The sequence below is a fragment of the Pseudescherichia sp. genome (assembly GCF_032052675.1).
In the GTDB taxonomy this organism is placed as follows: domain Bacteria; phylum Pseudomonadota; class Gammaproteobacteria; order Enterobacterales; family Enterobacteriaceae; genus Pseudescherichia.
This window is the reverse complement of the sequence record NZ_DAMBWA010000002.1, coordinates 229,738-245,692: the sequence shown is the minus strand read 5'-3', so window position 1 is coordinate 245,692 and position 15,955 is coordinate 229,738. Positions and strand designations below refer to the sequence as shown.

General features: G+C 58.7%; 11 protein-coding genes and 2 pseudogenes. 10 read left to right on the top strand and 3 right to left on the bottom strand.

The features are described from left to right. Entirely contained in the window at positions 1-666 is a 666-nt protein-coding gene (locus tag RTX96_RS03685; protein ID WP_312670170.1) for a GntR family transcriptional regulator, read from the top strand. A gap of 159 nt (positions 667-825) precedes the next feature. Here the strand turns inward: RTX96_RS03685 and pqqU are convergent, their stop codons facing one another. Further along, positions 826-2,934: a TonB-dependent receptor PqqU gene (pqqU, locus tag RTX96_RS03680; protein ID WP_312670169.1), complete on the bottom strand. Its 2,109-nt coding sequence runs from the start codon at positions 2,932-2,934 to the stop codon at positions 826-828. A 237-nt stretch (positions 2,935-3,171) separates the two neighbouring features. Between pqqU and RTX96_RS03675 the strand changes: the two genes are divergently transcribed. Beyond that, complete coding sequence (locus RTX96_RS03675) at positions 3,172-4,233, top strand: YncE family protein (protein WP_312670168.1); 1,062 nt, start codon at positions 3,172-3,174, stop codon at positions 4,231-4,233. Between the two features lie 64 nt (positions 4,234-4,297). Here the strand turns inward: RTX96_RS03675 and ansP are convergent, their stop codons facing one another. Further along, on the bottom strand, positions 4,298-5,794 hold the full coding sequence (gene ansP / locus RTX96_RS03670) for an L-asparagine permease (RefSeq protein ID WP_103820216.1): 1,497 nt from the start codon (positions 5,792-5,794) through the stop codon (positions 4,298-4,300). A gap of 385 nt (positions 5,795-6,179) precedes the next feature. Here ansP and RTX96_RS03665 point away from each other — a divergent pair. The 7 genes and pseudogenes from RTX96_RS03665 to RTX96_RS03635 all read left to right on the top strand — a co-directional run bounded on the left by RTX96_RS03665 (position 6,180) and on the right by RTX96_RS03635 (position 13,504). After that, positions 6,180-7,008, top strand: a pseudogene (locus RTX96_RS03665) (MsnO8 family LLM class oxidoreductase). After that, positions 6,987-8,108, top strand: a complete 1,122-nt coding sequence (locus RTX96_RS03660) for an amidohydrolase (protein ID WP_312670167.1) — start codon at positions 6,987-6,989, stop codon at positions 8,106-8,108. The pseudogene RTX96_RS03665 and the gene RTX96_RS03660 overlap by 22 nt, the downstream one beginning before the upstream one ends. Positions 8,109-8,119: 11 nt before the next feature. Beyond that, positions 8,120-10,388 (top strand): annotated as a pseudogene (locus tag RTX96_RS03655) (NtaA/DmoA family FMN-dependent monooxygenase). A 10-nt stretch (positions 10,389-10,398) separates the two neighbouring features. Further along, the gene (locus tag RTX96_RS03650) at positions 10,399-10,905 is read left to right on the top strand and encodes a GNAT family N-acetyltransferase (protein ID WP_312670166.1); all 507 of its coding nucleotides are present in this window, start codon (positions 10,399-10,401) and stop codon (positions 10,903-10,905) included. Between the two features lie 9 nt (positions 10,906-10,914). Beyond that, the gene (locus RTX96_RS03645; RefSeq protein ID WP_312670165.1) at positions 10,915-11,844 is read left to right on the top strand and encodes an amino acid ABC transporter permease; all 930 of its coding nucleotides are present in this window, start codon (positions 10,915-10,917) and stop codon (positions 11,842-11,844) included. After that, complete coding sequence (locus tag RTX96_RS03640; protein ID WP_103820222.1) at positions 11,828-12,601, top strand: amino acid ABC transporter ATP-binding protein; 774 nt, start codon at positions 11,828-11,830, stop codon at positions 12,599-12,601. Before RTX96_RS03645 ends, RTX96_RS03640 begins: the two co-directional genes overlap by 17 nt. Before the next feature lie 9 nt (positions 12,602-12,610). After that, the gene (locus tag RTX96_RS03635; RefSeq protein ID WP_312670164.1) at positions 12,611-13,504 is read left to right on the top strand and encodes a transporter substrate-binding domain-containing protein; all 894 of its coding nucleotides are present in this window, start codon (positions 12,611-12,613) and stop codon (positions 13,502-13,504) included. Between the two features lie 24 nt (positions 13,505-13,528). Here the strand turns inward: RTX96_RS03635 and RTX96_RS03630 are convergent, their stop codons facing one another. After that, positions 13,529-14,725: an L-talarate/galactarate dehydratase gene (locus RTX96_RS03630; RefSeq protein WP_312670163.1), complete on the bottom strand. Its 1,197-nt coding sequence runs from the start codon at positions 14,723-14,725 to the stop codon at positions 13,529-13,531. A 192-nt stretch (positions 14,726-14,917) separates the two neighbouring features. Between RTX96_RS03630 and RTX96_RS03625 the strand changes: the two genes are divergently transcribed. Next, positions 14,918-15,937, top strand: coding sequence for a LacI family DNA-binding transcriptional regulator (locus RTX96_RS03625; RefSeq protein ID WP_312670162.1), 1,020 nt, complete (start codon positions 14,918-14,920; stop codon positions 15,935-15,937). The last annotated feature ends 18 nt before the right edge of the window (positions 15,938-15,955 follow it).

Sequence of the window (15,955 nt, the reverse complement as noted above, 5' to 3'; positions counted from 1 at the left end):
ATGCTTGATTTGGAAAAGGCGCAGCGTCTGAGCCTCACTCAGCAGGTTGAAGTTAGTTTAAAAAATGCGTTAATCGTCGGGGCACTGAAGCCTGGCGCACGCCTGATTACGAAAGAGATTGCCGATCAGCTCGGCACCAGCATTACGCCCGTGCGCGAGGCATTATTGCGTTTAGTTTCAGCGGGCGCGTTGCATGCTACCCCGGCCCAGGCTTTTCTGGTTCCGGAAGTCAGCCAGCAGACCTTTATCGAAATTACAGAAATTCGTAAGCGGCTTGAATCAATGGCCGTCAGCGCAGCCTGTAGCAAAATGACTGAGGATAAGCTACGCCAGCTGCGGCTGTTGGCGAATACCTTTAACGAATCCAGGGGGGGCGGGAACGTGGAGCAGGCTCTGCAGGCCAACCGCACCTTCCGGTTTCGCCTTTACGAATGTGCTGAAATGCCAACGCTGTTCTCATTGATCGAGCAGCTGTGGGTACGTATTGGACCATGCTTTAACTATCTCTATCCGATTTCAGACGATCTGGCAAAGGGTCACCATGACTATGCCGATCTCTTAGAGGCGCTGGAAAGAGGCGACAGTGAGGCCTGCCAAAACTCTATCCTCTGCGTTATTGATATGGGCGTGAACATCGTTCAGCAGCAATATAAAACCGCGCCTTAGCCACTCTTTTGCACCCTTTAGTCCGTGCATCCCTGATGAGTTTGCCTCAGGGAAGCACCTCCACTCTATTTTCACTCCTCTTCACGCCGATAATAGCCTGCAATAAAAAAATGCCCGGTAGCGTTTTGGCTACCGGGCATTAGCAGAGGCTATTACACGTTATTCGAAACGGTACGCCACGGAGAGGCCTACGCCATAGTTACGGCCCGGGGCCGGTTCGTAGTAGCGACCGTTGGACTCATTAACGATCACCGATCCGACATACTCTTTATCGAACAGGTTATCGACGCGGCCAAACACATCCAGCATCCAGTTGTTGTAGTTGAACTTGTAGCCGGTATTCAGACCTACGGTGGTGTAAGAAGGCGCTTTTGCCGTATTCTCATCGTTGGCTTCAATGTCGCTCATGTAGCGCATATCAGCCCCCGCGTACCAGCCGCTCTCCGGCACATAGCCAAGGGAGGCGAAGCCCATGTTGCGCGCGATACCAGGCATCCGGTTACCGTTGCAGTTGTCATCGCCGCAGACGTTGGTGCGGTAGGTCGCATCCAGATAGGTCCATGCCATCTTCAGTCGCCAGTCGCCGGCAAACTGCTGATCAAGAGAGAGCTCAGCACCCTGACGGCGGGTTTTCCCGGCGTTTTTGTAGGTGGTACGGCCGCCGCTGCTGGTATCGGTCACGATTTCGTTATCGGTCATGGTCTGGAACAGCGCTGCGGTAAACAGACCGTTGCCGACGCGGGTCTTGCTGCCGATCTCATAGGTGTCGTTAGTTGACGGCTGAAGGTTAAAGTTCAGGCCGCTCTGATTATTGGCACGGTAGGAGAGCTCGTTAATGGTTGGCGTCTCGAAGCCACGGCCTGCGGCGGCGTAGACGTTCCAGGCATCGGTCACGGCATACTTCAGCGCACCGGCCGGGAGCCACTCGTGGTAGCTCGCTTCGCCGCTGTCGTCGCCGTTGGCGGCGGTCACGTAGTGGTCGTTGGAGTCAAACCAGACCGAGCTGTAGCGCACCCCGGCATCCAGCGAGAGCTTGTCGGTCAGCTGCCAGCGAGACTGCATATAGGGATCTGCGTTCCACATCAGGTTACGCTCGTTGCGGCGCAGGTTACCTTTCTGACCATAGTCCGGCGTGCCGTTATTCATCACGAAGTTCTCAAAACCTTTACGATCTTCGCTCATGTTTTCGTAGTTCAGACCGGTAGTGATGGTCACCGGCACCAGCAGTTCGCCACGGTGGGTCCAGCGGGTATCGATCCCCTGGTAGTGGCGGCTTAGGTCAATCACCCCGCCCGCATGGGTGGGATTAAGCTGCGGTGCACGCGGAATCGACTGGTACTGGGTGGTTTCACGCTCGCCTGCGTACATCATCACGCTTAAGTCATCCTGCTCGCTCAGCTGGCGCTCGTAGCGCAGTCCAGCCTGAGTCTGCTTGATGGTCTTGCGGGTGTTGTACTGATCGGCGCGCGGGGCCTGGTGCGGATCCTGCTTCCACTCCTGCTCGGTCAGGCCGCCCGGATCGTCCGCTTTGATATCGACGCTGTTAAAGATCAGGCTCAGCTTGCTGACGTCATCGATGCGCACGCCGAGTTTGGCGTTAGCCAGGTTTTTACGCGCGCCGCTGTGGTCGCGGTAGCCGCTGGTGATGAAACGGGTAGAGGAGACGGTATAGTCCACGTCGCCTGCCTGAGTCCCGTCTCCCATCGCACCGGTGGCCTTCAGGCCGTAGCGCCAGCTACCGTAGCTGCCGTAGTAACTGCTGGCTTCGATGGTCGTCGGCTGCTGGCCAGTTTCGGTGGTGACGTTAACTACGCCGCCAGAGGCGTTGCCGTACAGGGCAGAGAAGGGACCCCGCAGCACCTCTACGCTCTCGACGCTATTGAGATCGATATTGGAGGTCTGTCCCTGGCCGTCCGGCATGGTTGCCGGGATCCCATCGACATACATGCGAATGCCGCGCACGCCGTAGGTAGAGCGGGAGCCGAAGCCGCGCATAGAGAGCTGGAGATCCTGAGCGTAGTTCTGACGGTTCTGGATCTGCAACCCCGGCACGCCGGTCAGCGACTCGGAGAGGTTAACGCGCGGGGCGGCATGACGCATCTCTTCCCCGTTGACCACGCTGACGGCGGCAGGCGTATCCAGTTCGGACACGGTCTGCGGCGTGGCGCTGACGATCAGGGTCTGCTCATCGGCGGCAAAAGCATAGCCGCAGGCGGCTGGTAGCAGCAAAAAGGGGAGAGTGGCGTGCGTGATAGCAATGATTTTCATTAGAGGAACCGGTTAAATAAAACGAACCAAATGGAACATGTGTGCACATGTTACTGTTTTTGTAAAAATTATGAAAACGTTAACGGCACGTAGTGTTAATTGGTGTATCCAGGTGTGTATGAAGAAATTATGGAGATCATGGCCCAGCTGGCAAGAAAGACTCTACATTTTACAAATTAATGATTATTATTCGCATTTGTAACATACGAATGGGTTAGTTAATCAAAGGGAGTCGTCATGTTTTTACGTCAATTAAGCTCGCCACGCCTGCGTGGTTCACTGTTACTCGGCTCACTGCTGCTGGCGGGTACGTTTAACGCCAGCGCGGCGGAGGAGATGCTGCGTAAGCCAGTGGGTAAGGGCGCATACGAAATGGCGTTCAGCCAGCAGGAGAATGCGCTGTGGGTCGCTACCACCCAGAGCCGCAAGATGGATAAGGGCGGGGTGATCTACCGTCTCGATCCCGCTACGCTGAATATCACCCAGGCCATCCACAACGATCTCAAGCCGTTTGGCGCAACCATCAATAATCAAACCCAGACGCTGTGGTTCGGCAACACGACCAATAGCGCGGTGACCGCCGTCGACGCGAAAACAGGCGAGGTGAAAGGCCGTCTGGTGCTCGACGATCGCAAACGCTCCGAGACGGTGCGTCCGCTGCAGCCGCGCGAGCTGGCGGTAGATGAGACCACCAATACCGTGTACATCACCGGCATCGGCAAGGAGAGCGTGATCTGGGCCGTTGATGGCGAAACGCTGAAGCTGAAAAATACGATTACCGGCACGGGCACGTTCAGCACCGGACTGGCGATTGATGCGGCGGCGAAACGCCTCTATACCACTAACGGCGACGGCGAGCTGATCGCTATCGATACCGCCAGCAATAAGATCCTCTCCCGCCAGAAGGTGCTCGACGATGGCAAAGAGCACTTCTATCTCAATCTGAGCCTCGACACCGCCGGACAGCGGGCATTCATTACCGACTCGAAGCAGGCGGAGGTGCTGGTGGTGAATCTGCGCGATGGCAAGGTGCTGGCGAAGGTCGCCGCGCCGGAGTCGCTGGCGGTGCTGTTTAACCCGGCCCGCAACGAAGCCTACGTAACCCACCGCAAGGCGGGCAAGGTGAGCGTGATCGATGCGAAGAGCTACAAGGTGGTGAAGACGTTTGATACACCGACCTACCCGAACAGCCTGGCGCTCTCCGCCGATGGCAAAACGCTGTACGTGAGCGTGAAGCAGGCCTCTACCCGCGAGAAAGAGGCCACCGATCCGGATGATGTGATCCGCATTGCGCTGTAAGGTTTGATAAAAAATGCCCGACAGGATTGCCGGGCATTGTTTTTAATAAGTTCTTCAGAAAGGATTAGCTGGACGTTTTCTCAACCAGCACGGCGCTTTCTGCCGTCTCTTCCACATGCACCGGCGCGGTGCTGTGGATCTCATGTACCCGCTTACGCACGGCATACCAGCCCACGACCAGCAGGACCGCAATCACGGGAAGCGATGCAATGGTGTAGGTCCCGTTCGGATAGTCAAACGCCATCAGCACCAGCACGCTCAGCAGGAACAGCAGCGTCAGCCATGAGGTCACCGGCGCGCCCGGCAGCTTGAAGCTCACGTCCGCGGCTTTGCCCTCTTTGATGGCTTTACGCAGGCGCATCTGGCACACCACGATAAAGGCCCACGAGGCGATAATGCCCAGCGCGGCGACGTTCAGCACAATCTCAAACACGCTGGCCGGAACCAGATAGTTCAGCACCACGCCGAAGACGTAGATCGCCAGCGTTGCCAGGATGCCCGCATAGGGAACATGCTGCTTGCTCATTTTCGACATAAACTTCGGCGCTGAACCACCCATCGACATGGAGCGCAGAATACGGCCCGTGGAGTAGAGACCTGAGTTGAGGCTGGAGAGCGCGGCGGTCAGCACCACCATGTTCATTACGTCGCCAATGTAAGGCACGCCCAGCTTGCTGAAGAAGGTCACAAACGGGCTCTGTCCGGCCTGATAGGCATTCCACGGCAGCAGCAGCACCAGCAGAACCACGGAGCCAACGTAGAACAGGCCGATACGCCAGATCACGCTGTTGATCGCCTTCGGCACCATCGTCTGTGGATCTTTACACTCGCCCGCCGCCGTACCGACCAGCTCGATAGAGGCGAAGGCGAAGACCACGCCCTGTACCAGCACCAGCGCAGGCAGCAGGCCGTGCGGGAAGAAGCCGCCGTTATCGGTAATCAGGTGGAAACCGGTAGTGCCGCCATCAAGCGGTTTACCGGTGCCGAGGAAGATGGTGCCCACGACCAGGAAAACCACGATAGCCAGCACCTTCACCAGCGCAAACCAGAACTCCATCTCGGCGAACCACTTCACGCCGATCATGTTCATGGTGCCGACGATAGCCAGCGCACCAAGGGCGAAGACCCACTGCGGCACGTCGCCAAACGCGCCCCAGTAGTGCATATAGAGCGCAACGGCGGTGATATCCACGATGCCGGTCATCGCCCAGTTGATAAAGTACATCCAGCCGGCAACGAACGCTGCTTTCTCACCGAGGAACTCACGGGCATAGGAGACAAAGCTACCGCTGGAGGGGCGATGCAGTACCAGCTCGCCCAGCGCGCGGAGAATAAAGAAAGAGAAGATGCCACATACCAGATAGACGATGGCAAGAGAGGGGCCTGCCATCTGCAGGCGTGCGCCCGCACCGAGAAATAACCCTGTACCAATCGCGCCGCCAATAGCGATCATCTGCACCTGGCGGTTACCCATCGCTTGCTTATACCCCTCTTCGTGCGAGTTAAGCCAGCGGCGTTTTGCAGCCTGATGCTCTGCTGCGCTGTTGTTGCTGTTTTTCATTGCGTTACCTGTTGACCTGTCTGAATCATCGAGGATGTTTTCATCCGACCAGTGCGAAACAAACGTTTGCCCTGGCGAATAAATATGCTGTCTTTCCCGCTATTTTGCGGATAGATAAGACGAAACATGGCGCAGCATCCTACCTGCAATTGATAAGCGACGCAAAAGATACCCAGCGAAAATTGAGCGCTGTCGCGTGAATTTGTGTGGTCAGAGGAGAGGGTCCTGTCGATACGATTCAGCGCCAGAGGATTGATGCTGTCAGGAAGCGCACAGGGAGGCCGCGACTTAGCCACTTTTTAGCTAATTAAATGTAAATTAATTGTTTCACAGACGTTTCCTGACCTTTTACTAATAGGGCATGTTTCCTCATCTGAGCGTACGCATGTCATATCGAATTAGTCTGCTGGATAAAAGCCCCATCGCCGATGGCGAAACGGCAACGGAGGCGCTGGCCCGCACCCTGCAGCTGGCGAAGCTGGCCGAAGAGTGGGGCTATCACCGCTTCTGGATCGCTGAACACCATAATACGCCCCAGCTAGCCAGCCCGTCGCCGGAGCTGGTCATCGCCTGGATCATCGGCCAGACCCGCCAGATCCGCGTCGGCTCTGGCGGCGTGATGCTGCAACACTACAGCCCCTACAAAGTTGCGGAAAACTTTAATCTTCTCGCCACGCTGGCACCGGGACGTATCGATCTCGGGGTAGGCAAAGCGCCTGGCGGCCACCCTTGACTGGAACTTTGTCTTTGCCGCTCACCTGAACGGAGACAAAGCCCTGCTGCGCGAGGTGCTCACGACATGGCAGGCCCACAGCCAGCGCAACACGATAGTGGCGGTGCAGGCAATCGTTGCCGAAAGCGATGCCGACGCGCAGGCGCTGGCACAGGAGATAGAGCTGTGGGGCGTGGAGCTGGAGAACGGTCAGCGCGTCACGGTAGCCAGCCAGGAGCAGGCTCAGGCGTTTGCCCGTCAGGCAGGCAGCCCGGCGAAGCAGATTGTGCGTCGGGACTCCTCGGCGCTGGTAGGCACGGCAGAGACGGTGCTGGCCGGTCTGAACGCCCTACACCATGCGTGGGGCATTAACGAATTTATTATCGATACGCCGATTACCGGGGCGGCAGCGCGGATCAACTCCCTTCGCCTGCTGGCTGAGGCGTGGTCGCAGGAGAAGCATGTTACGGAGGAGGCAGAATGCATTTTGCACAACAGCTAATTGAGTGGCGACGCGAGCTGCATGAATACCCGGAGCTGTCGCTTCAGGAGTTTGAGACGACCCGACGGATCCGCCAGTGGTTGGAAAATGCCGGGCTGCGGCTGCTCCCTTACGATCTGCCCACCGGCGTGGTAGTGGAGATCGGTAGCGGTGAGAAGGTCATAGCCCTGCGCGGCGACATCGATGCTCTGCCTATCGACGAGGCCAGCGGCGTGCCGTTCAGCTCGAAAAATGCCGGCATCATGCATGCCTGCGGCCATGACGTACATACCACCGTGATGCTTGGCGCGGCGCTGCTGCTCAAGGAGAACGAGCACCGACTGGCGGGCAGGGTGCGCATCCTGTTCCAGCCCGCCGAAGAGAATTTTGGCGGTGCGAAACGGCTGATTAATGCAGGCGTACTGAACGGCGTTAGCGCCATCTTCGGCATGCATAACGAACCTGGGCTGCCGGTGGGCGTCTTTGCCACTCGCGGTGGTCCGTTTTATGCCAACGTCGATCGCTTTGTCATTCGTGTTAAAGGCAAGGGGGCGCACGCCGCTCGTCCACACGAGGGCAATGACGCCATTCTGCTGGCGAGCCAGCTGGTCAACGCTTTGCAGAGCGTCGCCAGCCGCAACGTTAACACCCTTGACTCAGTGGTGCTGAGCGTGACGCGCATAGCTGGCGGCAATACCTGGAACGTGCTGCCGGAGACGGTGGAGTTAGAGGGAACCCTGCGTACCCACGACGTTGAGGTTCAGCAGCAGGTAAAGACGCGCGTCAATGAGATTGCCGCTGGGCTGGGGCAGGCGTTCGGGGCGGAGATTGCCGTTAGCTGGTTCGACGGCCCCACCGCGCTGGTTAATGACGCGCGCTGGGCCGCCTTTGCCCACGACGTCGCCGACCGCTACGGCTATGAAACCCAGCACGCCGGGCTGCATATGGGCGGAGAAGATTTTGCTGTCTATCTACAGCACATTCCCGGTGCCTTTGTCAGCATTGGCAGCGCCAGCGAGTTTGGCCTGCACCATCCGGCATTTAACCCCGACGAAGAGTCAATTGAAGATGCGGCACGCTACTTTGCGCTGCTGGCTGAAGAAGCGTTACTGCAACCCTAAAAGGATGATCTATGGCGACTACACGACAGTTACGGCTGGGCACGATTTTGCAGGGCGCATCGGGAAATATGTCTGCCTGGCGTCATCCGGCAGCGGTGGCCGATGCCAGCATCAACTTTGAATTTGTCAAAGAGACCGCCCGTAAAGCTGAACAGGGGAAGCTGGATTTCCTGTTCGTGGCCGACGGCCTGTACATTAATGAGAAATCGATTCCGCACTTCCTTAATCGCTTCGAGCCGTTGACTGTGCTCTCTGCGCTGGCCAGCCTGACTACCCATCTTGGGCTGGTGGGGACGCTCTCTACCTCCTACAGCGAGCCCTTTACCGTAGCGCGCCAGTTTGCCAGCCTCGATCATCTGAGCAATGGCCGGGCAGGGTGGAACGTTGTGACCTCACCACTGGAGGGCTCGGCGAAGAACTTCTCCCGTGATAAACACCCCGAGCACGCGCTGCGCTACCGCATTGCCGATGAGTACCTGGCGGTGGTGAAAGGGCTATGGGACTCCTGGGAGGAGGACGCCTTTGTGCGTAACAAAGAGAGCGGGAAGTTTTTCGATCCGCAAAAGCTGCACACCCTCAATCACAGCGGGGAGTTTTTCCAGGTGGCCGGGCCGCTCAATATTGGCCGTACGCCGCAGCATCGTCCCATTATTTTCCAGGCCGGAGCCTCAGAGGATGGCAAAAAGCTCGCCGCCCGCCACGCCGACGCCATTTTTACCCACCACGACACCCTCGAGGAGGCCAAAGCCTTCTATCGCGACGTAAAGCAGCAATTAGAGGCTAACCATCGTCAGCCTGAGGATCTCAAGATATTCCAGGGCGTCAGCATCATCGTGGGTGACAACGACGCCGATGTCGAGGCGCAGTACCAGACCACCGCCGCGCTGGTCTCAATAAACGATGCCATCAACTACCTTGGCCGCTACTTTGAGCACCATGATTTTAGCCAGTATCCCCTCGACGAGCCGTTCCCGGATATTGGTGATTTGGGCCAGAACAGCTTTCGCAGCACCACCGATGAGATCAAGCGTAACGCCCGGGAGCGGAACCTGACCCTGCGCCAGGTGGCACTGGAGAGCGCCTCGCCGCGGCCGCGCTTTGCCGGCACGCCGGAGCAGGTAGCCGACGGCCTCCAGCACTGGTTTGACGAGCGGGCCGCCGACGGATTTATCATCCAGGGCGGTACGCCGGAGAGCTTTGCCCACGTTGTCGACCGGGTGGTGCCAATCCTTCAGGCGCGCGGCCTGTTCCGCACCGACTACCCAGGCACCACGCTGCGCGAGACGCTGGGTTTATCCGCCCCTGATAATCAATTTATAAAATAATAATTTAATAAGGGAATACGCTATGCAGAAATCAACGCTACTCCTGGCCATTTCACTCGCCTTTGCGCCGCTGGCGTGGGCTGACAGCGTCACCATTAACGGCACCGGCGTGAGCCTTGACGCTAACAAAACGCCTATCAATACCGCCAAAAATGCCCAGGCGGTAGCAGAGCTGCCTCAGGGCTACCGCTTCGCCCAGCCGGGCAAGTTTACCGTGGCGGTGGCCGCGTTAAATTCCCCGCCGCTGACGGTCTTCTCCGATGACAACAAGACGCTGCTGGGCAGCGAGGTGGATATCGCCCGGCTGGTGGCTGACAGCCTCGGCCTCGAGCTGAACGTGGTGCCAACCTCATGGGAGGACTGGCCGCTGGGGGTCTCGTCCGGCAAGTATGACGCTGCCATCAGCAATATTACCGTCACCAAAGAGCGTAAAGAGAAATTTGATTTCGCGACTTACCGGAAAGATTCGCTGGGCTTCTACGTGAAGTCGACCAGCCCGATCAAATCTATTGAGAAGGCCGAAGATATTGCCGGGCTGCGGATCATCGTGGGATCGGGAACTAACCAGGAGGCGATCCTGCTGGCGTGGGACAAGGCTAACCAGCAGAAGGGGCTGAAGCCGTTTACGCCGGTCTATACCAAGGACGATGCCGCCCAGACGCTGGCGATCCAGTCCGGCCGCGCCGATGCCTTTTTCGGTCCGAACGTGATTGGCGCATGGAAGGCGGCGCTGACTAACAAGACGAAGCTGGTAGGGAGCGTTGACGGCGGCTGGCCGAAAGCGGCGCACATAGCGGTGACGTTGAAGAAGGGCAGCGGGCTGGTGGAGCCGGTACAGACCGCGCTTAACGGCGCGATCAAGAACGGCGACTACGACAAAGTGCTGGCCCGCTGGGGTGAGGGAGTGGAGCGCATCTCCGCCTCAGAAATTAACCCGGAAGGATTGGGCGACTAAGGAGAGAGCCATGCGCGAACGTTTTCGTGATGTCCCAATGGATGCCCCCGAACTGCAACCCATTATCGAGGGGCTATTTGGCGAGTATGCCGCCCGCTATGGAGACTACTTTGCCAAAGACGCGGAGGTGGAGCTGAACGAGTGGTATCTGCCGCCGCAGGGGCTGTTTCTGGTCCTGGAGCGCGACGGAGAGATTATCGCCACCGGAGCCTATAAGCCATTCGACGCGCAGACGGCGGAGATCAAGCGTATCTGGACCCAGCGCACCCTGCGTCAGCAGGGTCTGGCGGGGCGCATGATGCAGGCTCTGGAGCAGCGGGCGTTCCTCGCTGGCTATCGGCGGATCTTTCTTACCACCGGTTTTCGCCAGCCGGAGGCGGTAAAGCTCTACCTGAGCCTGGGGTATGAAGCCCACTTCGATCTCCATCGCGATCCCGAGGAGTATAGCCTCCCGCCCTATGATGGACGGCTGCGCTTTACCAAAACGCTGGACGTTGCCCTGCGCCACTCTGCCTGAGGAAAAAAGATGACCACACCGGAAACCATTAAAGTGATCCCCGCCCGCTATCCGCTGCGCACCCTGGGCGCGTTCGTGGCCCTGTTCGTGCTGGCGGTGGTGGTCCAGTCCGTTGCCTTTAACCCGCGCTGGGAGTGGAGCGTATTTGCACGCTGGTTCTTCGATCCGGCGATCCTCTATGGCGTGGGTCAGACGCTGCTGCTGACCCTGCTGGGAACGGTGCTCAGCGTGATCATCGGTGGCCTGCTGGCGCTGGCGCGCCTCTCATCCTCCTGGCTGCTGAGCAGCCTCGCCTGGGGCTACATCTGGCTGTTTCGCTCCCTGCCGCTGATTGTGGTGCTGATCATTCTCTACAACTTCTCCTACCTCTACGACACGTTGACCATCGGTATTCCCTTTACCGCGATTAGCTGGGGAAAGTTCGAAACTATCAACGTGCTGGGGCAGTTCTCAACGGCGGTGGTGGGGCTGACGCTGGTCCAGAGCGCCTATACCGCCGAGATTATCCGCGGCGGATTTTTAGGCGTCGATCACGGCCAGTACGAGGCCGCTGCCGCCCTCGGCTTACCGGCGTGGCGGCGCACCCTGCGCATTATTTTGCCCCAGGCGCTGCGCACCATCCTGCCGTCGGGCTTTAACGAGATCATCAGCCTCGCCAAGGGAACGGCGATGGTCTACGTGCTGGCAATGCCGGAGCTGTTCTACACCATCCAGATGATCTACAACCGTACCCAGGAGGTGATCCCCCTCCTGATGGTCGGCGCGGTATGGTATCTGGCGATCACCAGCGTGCTGTCGATTATTCAGCACCTCGTGGAGCGCGCCCTGGCCCGCAGCGAGCGCCGTTCGGCTATCAACGCCGCGCCGCGTGCCTCCCGTGTGGCTACCCCAGCCACCCACGTTAACGCCCAGGAGCCTGTCCATGCCCACCTCTCATAATGGCCATATCTCAATTACCGGCGTCAGCAAATACTTTGGTCGCCATAAGGCGCTGGACGGCGTCTCGCTGGAGCTGCCCCCCGGCTCGGTGACGGTGATCCTTGGCCCCTCAGGTTCAGGTAAATCGACGCTGCTGCGGGCGATCAACCATCTGGAGCGGGTGGATGAGGGCTTTATCCAGATCGACGGCGATTACATCGGCTATCGCCGGGAAGGTGACAGGCTCTATGAGCTGAAGGAGAAAGAGATCCTGCGCCAGCGCATCAACGTCGGCTACGTTTTCCAAAACTTCAATCTCTTTCCGCATCTGACGGTGCTGGAAAATCTTATTGAAGCGCCTGTCGCCCATAAGCAACTCAGCCGCAAGGCCGCCGTCGAGCGGGCCTATGAGCTACTCGACGTGGTGGGCCTGCGCAATAAGGCCGATGCCTGGTCGCGCCATCTCTCCGGCGGCCAGCAGCAGCGTATCGCCATTGCCCGGGCGCTGGCCCTGCGTCCGCGGGTCATGCTGTTCGATGAGCCGACCTCGGCCCTCGATCCCGAACTGGTGGGCGAGGTGCTTGACGTTATCAAAACCCTGGCCCGCTCCGGTACCACCCTGGTGGTGGTCACCCATGAGATTGGCTTTGCCCGGGAAGTGGCAGACAAGGTGGTGTTTATGGTGGATGGGAAGATTGTCGAGCAGGGGAGCAGTGAAGAGGTGCTAAACCGCCCGCAGCACCCCCGCACCCAGCAGTTCTTATCAAAAGTGCTTTAAGGAGCCGGTATGAAACAGGGACTATTGGTGCTGCTGCTGGTTAGCGCCGGGAGCTATGCTCAGGGAACCATCGATCTTGCGGCAAATGAAAAACCGCTTCACGCCGCGCGTGATGAGGCAGCGATAGCGAAGCTCCCCGCTGACTATCGGTTTGTCCAGCCAGGGACGCTGACGGTAGCTGTCTCTGCGCTTAACTCGCCGCCGCTGGCGCTGTTGGCCAGCGACAACCGCACGCGGGTAGGGAGCGATCCGGATATCGCCAGGCTGCTGGCCGACAGCCTTGGGCTAAAGGTTAAAATCATTCCCACCGCCTGGGAGGACTGGCCGCTCGGTATCTCGTCCGGGCGTTACGACGTGGCGCTGGTCAATATTGCCGTTACCGAGCAGCGCAAAGAGAAGTTCGATTTCGCGACCTACCGCGTCGACTCTCTGGCTTTTTCAGTGAAGTCCACCAGCAAGATTGCGGCGGTAAACAAGGCGGCGGATCTGGCCGGGTTAAAGGTGATTGTCGGTTCCGGCACCAATCAGGAGAAGATCCTGCTCGGCTGGAATGAAGAGAACCGGGCGGCCGGACGCCAACCGGCGCTGCCGGTCTATCTTACCGACGATGCCTCGGCCAACCTGTTTATTCAGTCGGGCCGGGCCGACGTCTTCTTTGGTCCGCAGTCGGTGGCCTCTTATAAAGCAGCGCTAAACGGCAATACGAAAGTGGTCGGTCTCGGCCCTAAAAAAGCCTATGTCGCGACAACAACCAAAAAGGGCAACGGCCTGGCCCTGGCGCTTCAGACAGCCCTGAACGGGGCGATAGCCCGCGGCGAGTATCAGAAAGTGCTGGCCCGCTGGGGCGAAGAGGGGGAGGCGGTTACCGCCTCCGTCGTAAACCCGCCGGGGATCGTTTACTGATGACAAGCTCTCCGGCGCAAGGCGCTATGGCCGTCTGCCAAATTCAACGGTCTGCTGCGTCCAGCGCCGCGCCTGTTCGCTCAGCGTAAAGCCGAGTCCGTGGCGCTCGGAGACGTACATCCGACCATCGCGCAGCTCGAGCTGCTCGTTAAATAGCGGGTTTAGCCACTCAAAGTGCTCCAGCCACGGCTCCAGCGGGTAGGCCGCCGCCAGATGCAGATGCACCTCCATTGCAAAATGCGGAGCCAGCTTGCGTCCGTGCTTAGCCGCCAGATCCATAATCTTCAGGAACGGTGAGATGCCGCCGACCCGTGGCGCATCCGGCTGGACGAAATCGCTGGCGTTGCCGAGGATCAGCTGCTCATGCTCGCGGAAACTGGTCAGCATTTCGCCGGTCGCGATCGGCGTATCCAGCGTGGCGGCGAGCTGGGCGTGGCCCTCTACGTCATAGGCGTCGAGCGGCTCCTCGATCCAGATCAGGTTGAACTGCTCCATTTTACGCCCCATGCGAATTGCGGTTTCGCGATCCCACTGCTGGTTAGCGTCTACCATCAGCGGGAAATCATCTCCCAGCGCCTCGCGTACGGCGGTCAGGCGGCGAATATCCTCAGCGGTATTGGGTTGGCCAACCTTTAGCTTGATGCCGCCAATGCCGTTCTCCCGGGAGATGGTGACGTTTTTCAACACCTGGTCCAGTGGCGTATGCAGGAAGCCGCCGGAGGTGTTATAGCACTGAACCGAGTCGCGATGGGAGCCCAGCAGCTTCGCCAGCGGCAGGCCAGCGCGTTTAGCTTTCATATCCCACAGGGCGATATCGAAAGGGGAGATAGCCTGTACCGCCATGCCGCTGCGCCCTACGGATGCGCCTGCCCACAGCAGCTTGCTGTAGATCTTGTCGATATCATTAGGATCTTCCCCCAGTAGATTATTGGCAATCTCTTTGGCATGGGCGTAGATACCCTGGCCGCCGGCGCGCTTGGAGTAGCTAAAACCTACGCCCTCGACGCCGTCACGGGAGCGGATCTCCGCCACGATAATCGCCACTTCGGTCAGAGGTTTCTGCCTACCGGTTAACACTTTGGCATCGCTAACCGGCGTAGCCAGCGGCAGGAAGGCGAGGGAGAGCTTTACCCACTCAATACGATCCCCGGTTTCCGCTGCCGTTTTAACACCTTCTGCTTTGGCATAGGTGACTGAATCAGAATTTGCGCTAAAGGTCATCTCACTCTCCGTTGGTGATAAAATGTTTGCGCTAACATTTATAGTTCAGCGCGCGATGAGTCGCTACAGTCCTGAGGAGAATTTGTACAGCCGATCACAGTTTCACCCCGGCCAGGATACATTAGCGTGTGGATTAAGAGGGCTGCATGATGAATAATGGATGAAATGCTTTTGAGAACAGGTTGATACTGCGTGACCACGCCTAAAATCTCCCGCCAGCCGCCGCCCAGAGCGCCTACTCTCGATGACGTAGCCCGCGTCGCCGGATTGTCGTCGATGACCGTCAGCCGGGCGATCAATACGCCTGAGCGGGTGCGGCCTGAAACCGTTGAGCGAGTCATGAGCGCCGTTAAGGCTACCGGCTATATTCCCAACGCGCTGGCGGGTGGGCTGGCCACCCGACGCAGCAGGCTGGTTGCCGTGGTCGTCCCGCAGATCAATAACAGCATGTTCGTGGATACTATCCAGTCGCTTAACGATGCCCTGGCGGCACGGGGGTACCATATGCTGCTCTGCATGTCGGGCTATACGCCGCAGACGGAAGCCGAGCTGGTAGCGGCGCTGCTTTCGCGCCGTCCGGACGGCATCGTGTTGACCGGTATTCACCACTCAACGGAGCTAAAAAAGATTGTGCTTAACGCCAGCGTGCCGGTGGTAGAGATCTGGGATTCAACCCCAACGCCGCTCGATATGCTGGTCGGTTTCTCTCATGAGAAGGTAGGCCAGGCGCTGGGACATTTTTTACAGCGTAAAGGCTACAAGCGTCCTGGGCTAATTTGGGCTGAAGACCGTCGCGCTCAGCAGAGGAGAGCAGGGTTGTGTGAGGCGCTAACATTGGGCGGTTTTTCTGCGCCGTTACAGGTAGACGTGCCGCTCCCCGCCAGGCTGGCGCTGGGCAGGGAAGGAGTGGGAGCGCTGTTGGCTCAGGGAGAGTGTGACGTGGTGGTTTGCAGCTCCGATACCCTGGCCCAGGGGGCAATCATGGAAGCGGAGAGCCGTGGACTGCGCGTGCCGCAGGATCTGGCCGTGGTCGGCTTCGGCGATCTCGACTTTGCCGCCTCAAACCGGCCAGCCATTACTACCGTCAGCGTCGACCGGCATGAGATAGGCCTGCGCGCCGCGACGCTGCTCGCCGATCGCATTGAGGGAATCGACCCTGAAAACGCTATTCAGGACGTCGGCTTTACGCTTATTGAGCGCGAGTCGGCTTAAACAACATGCAGGAGGGTA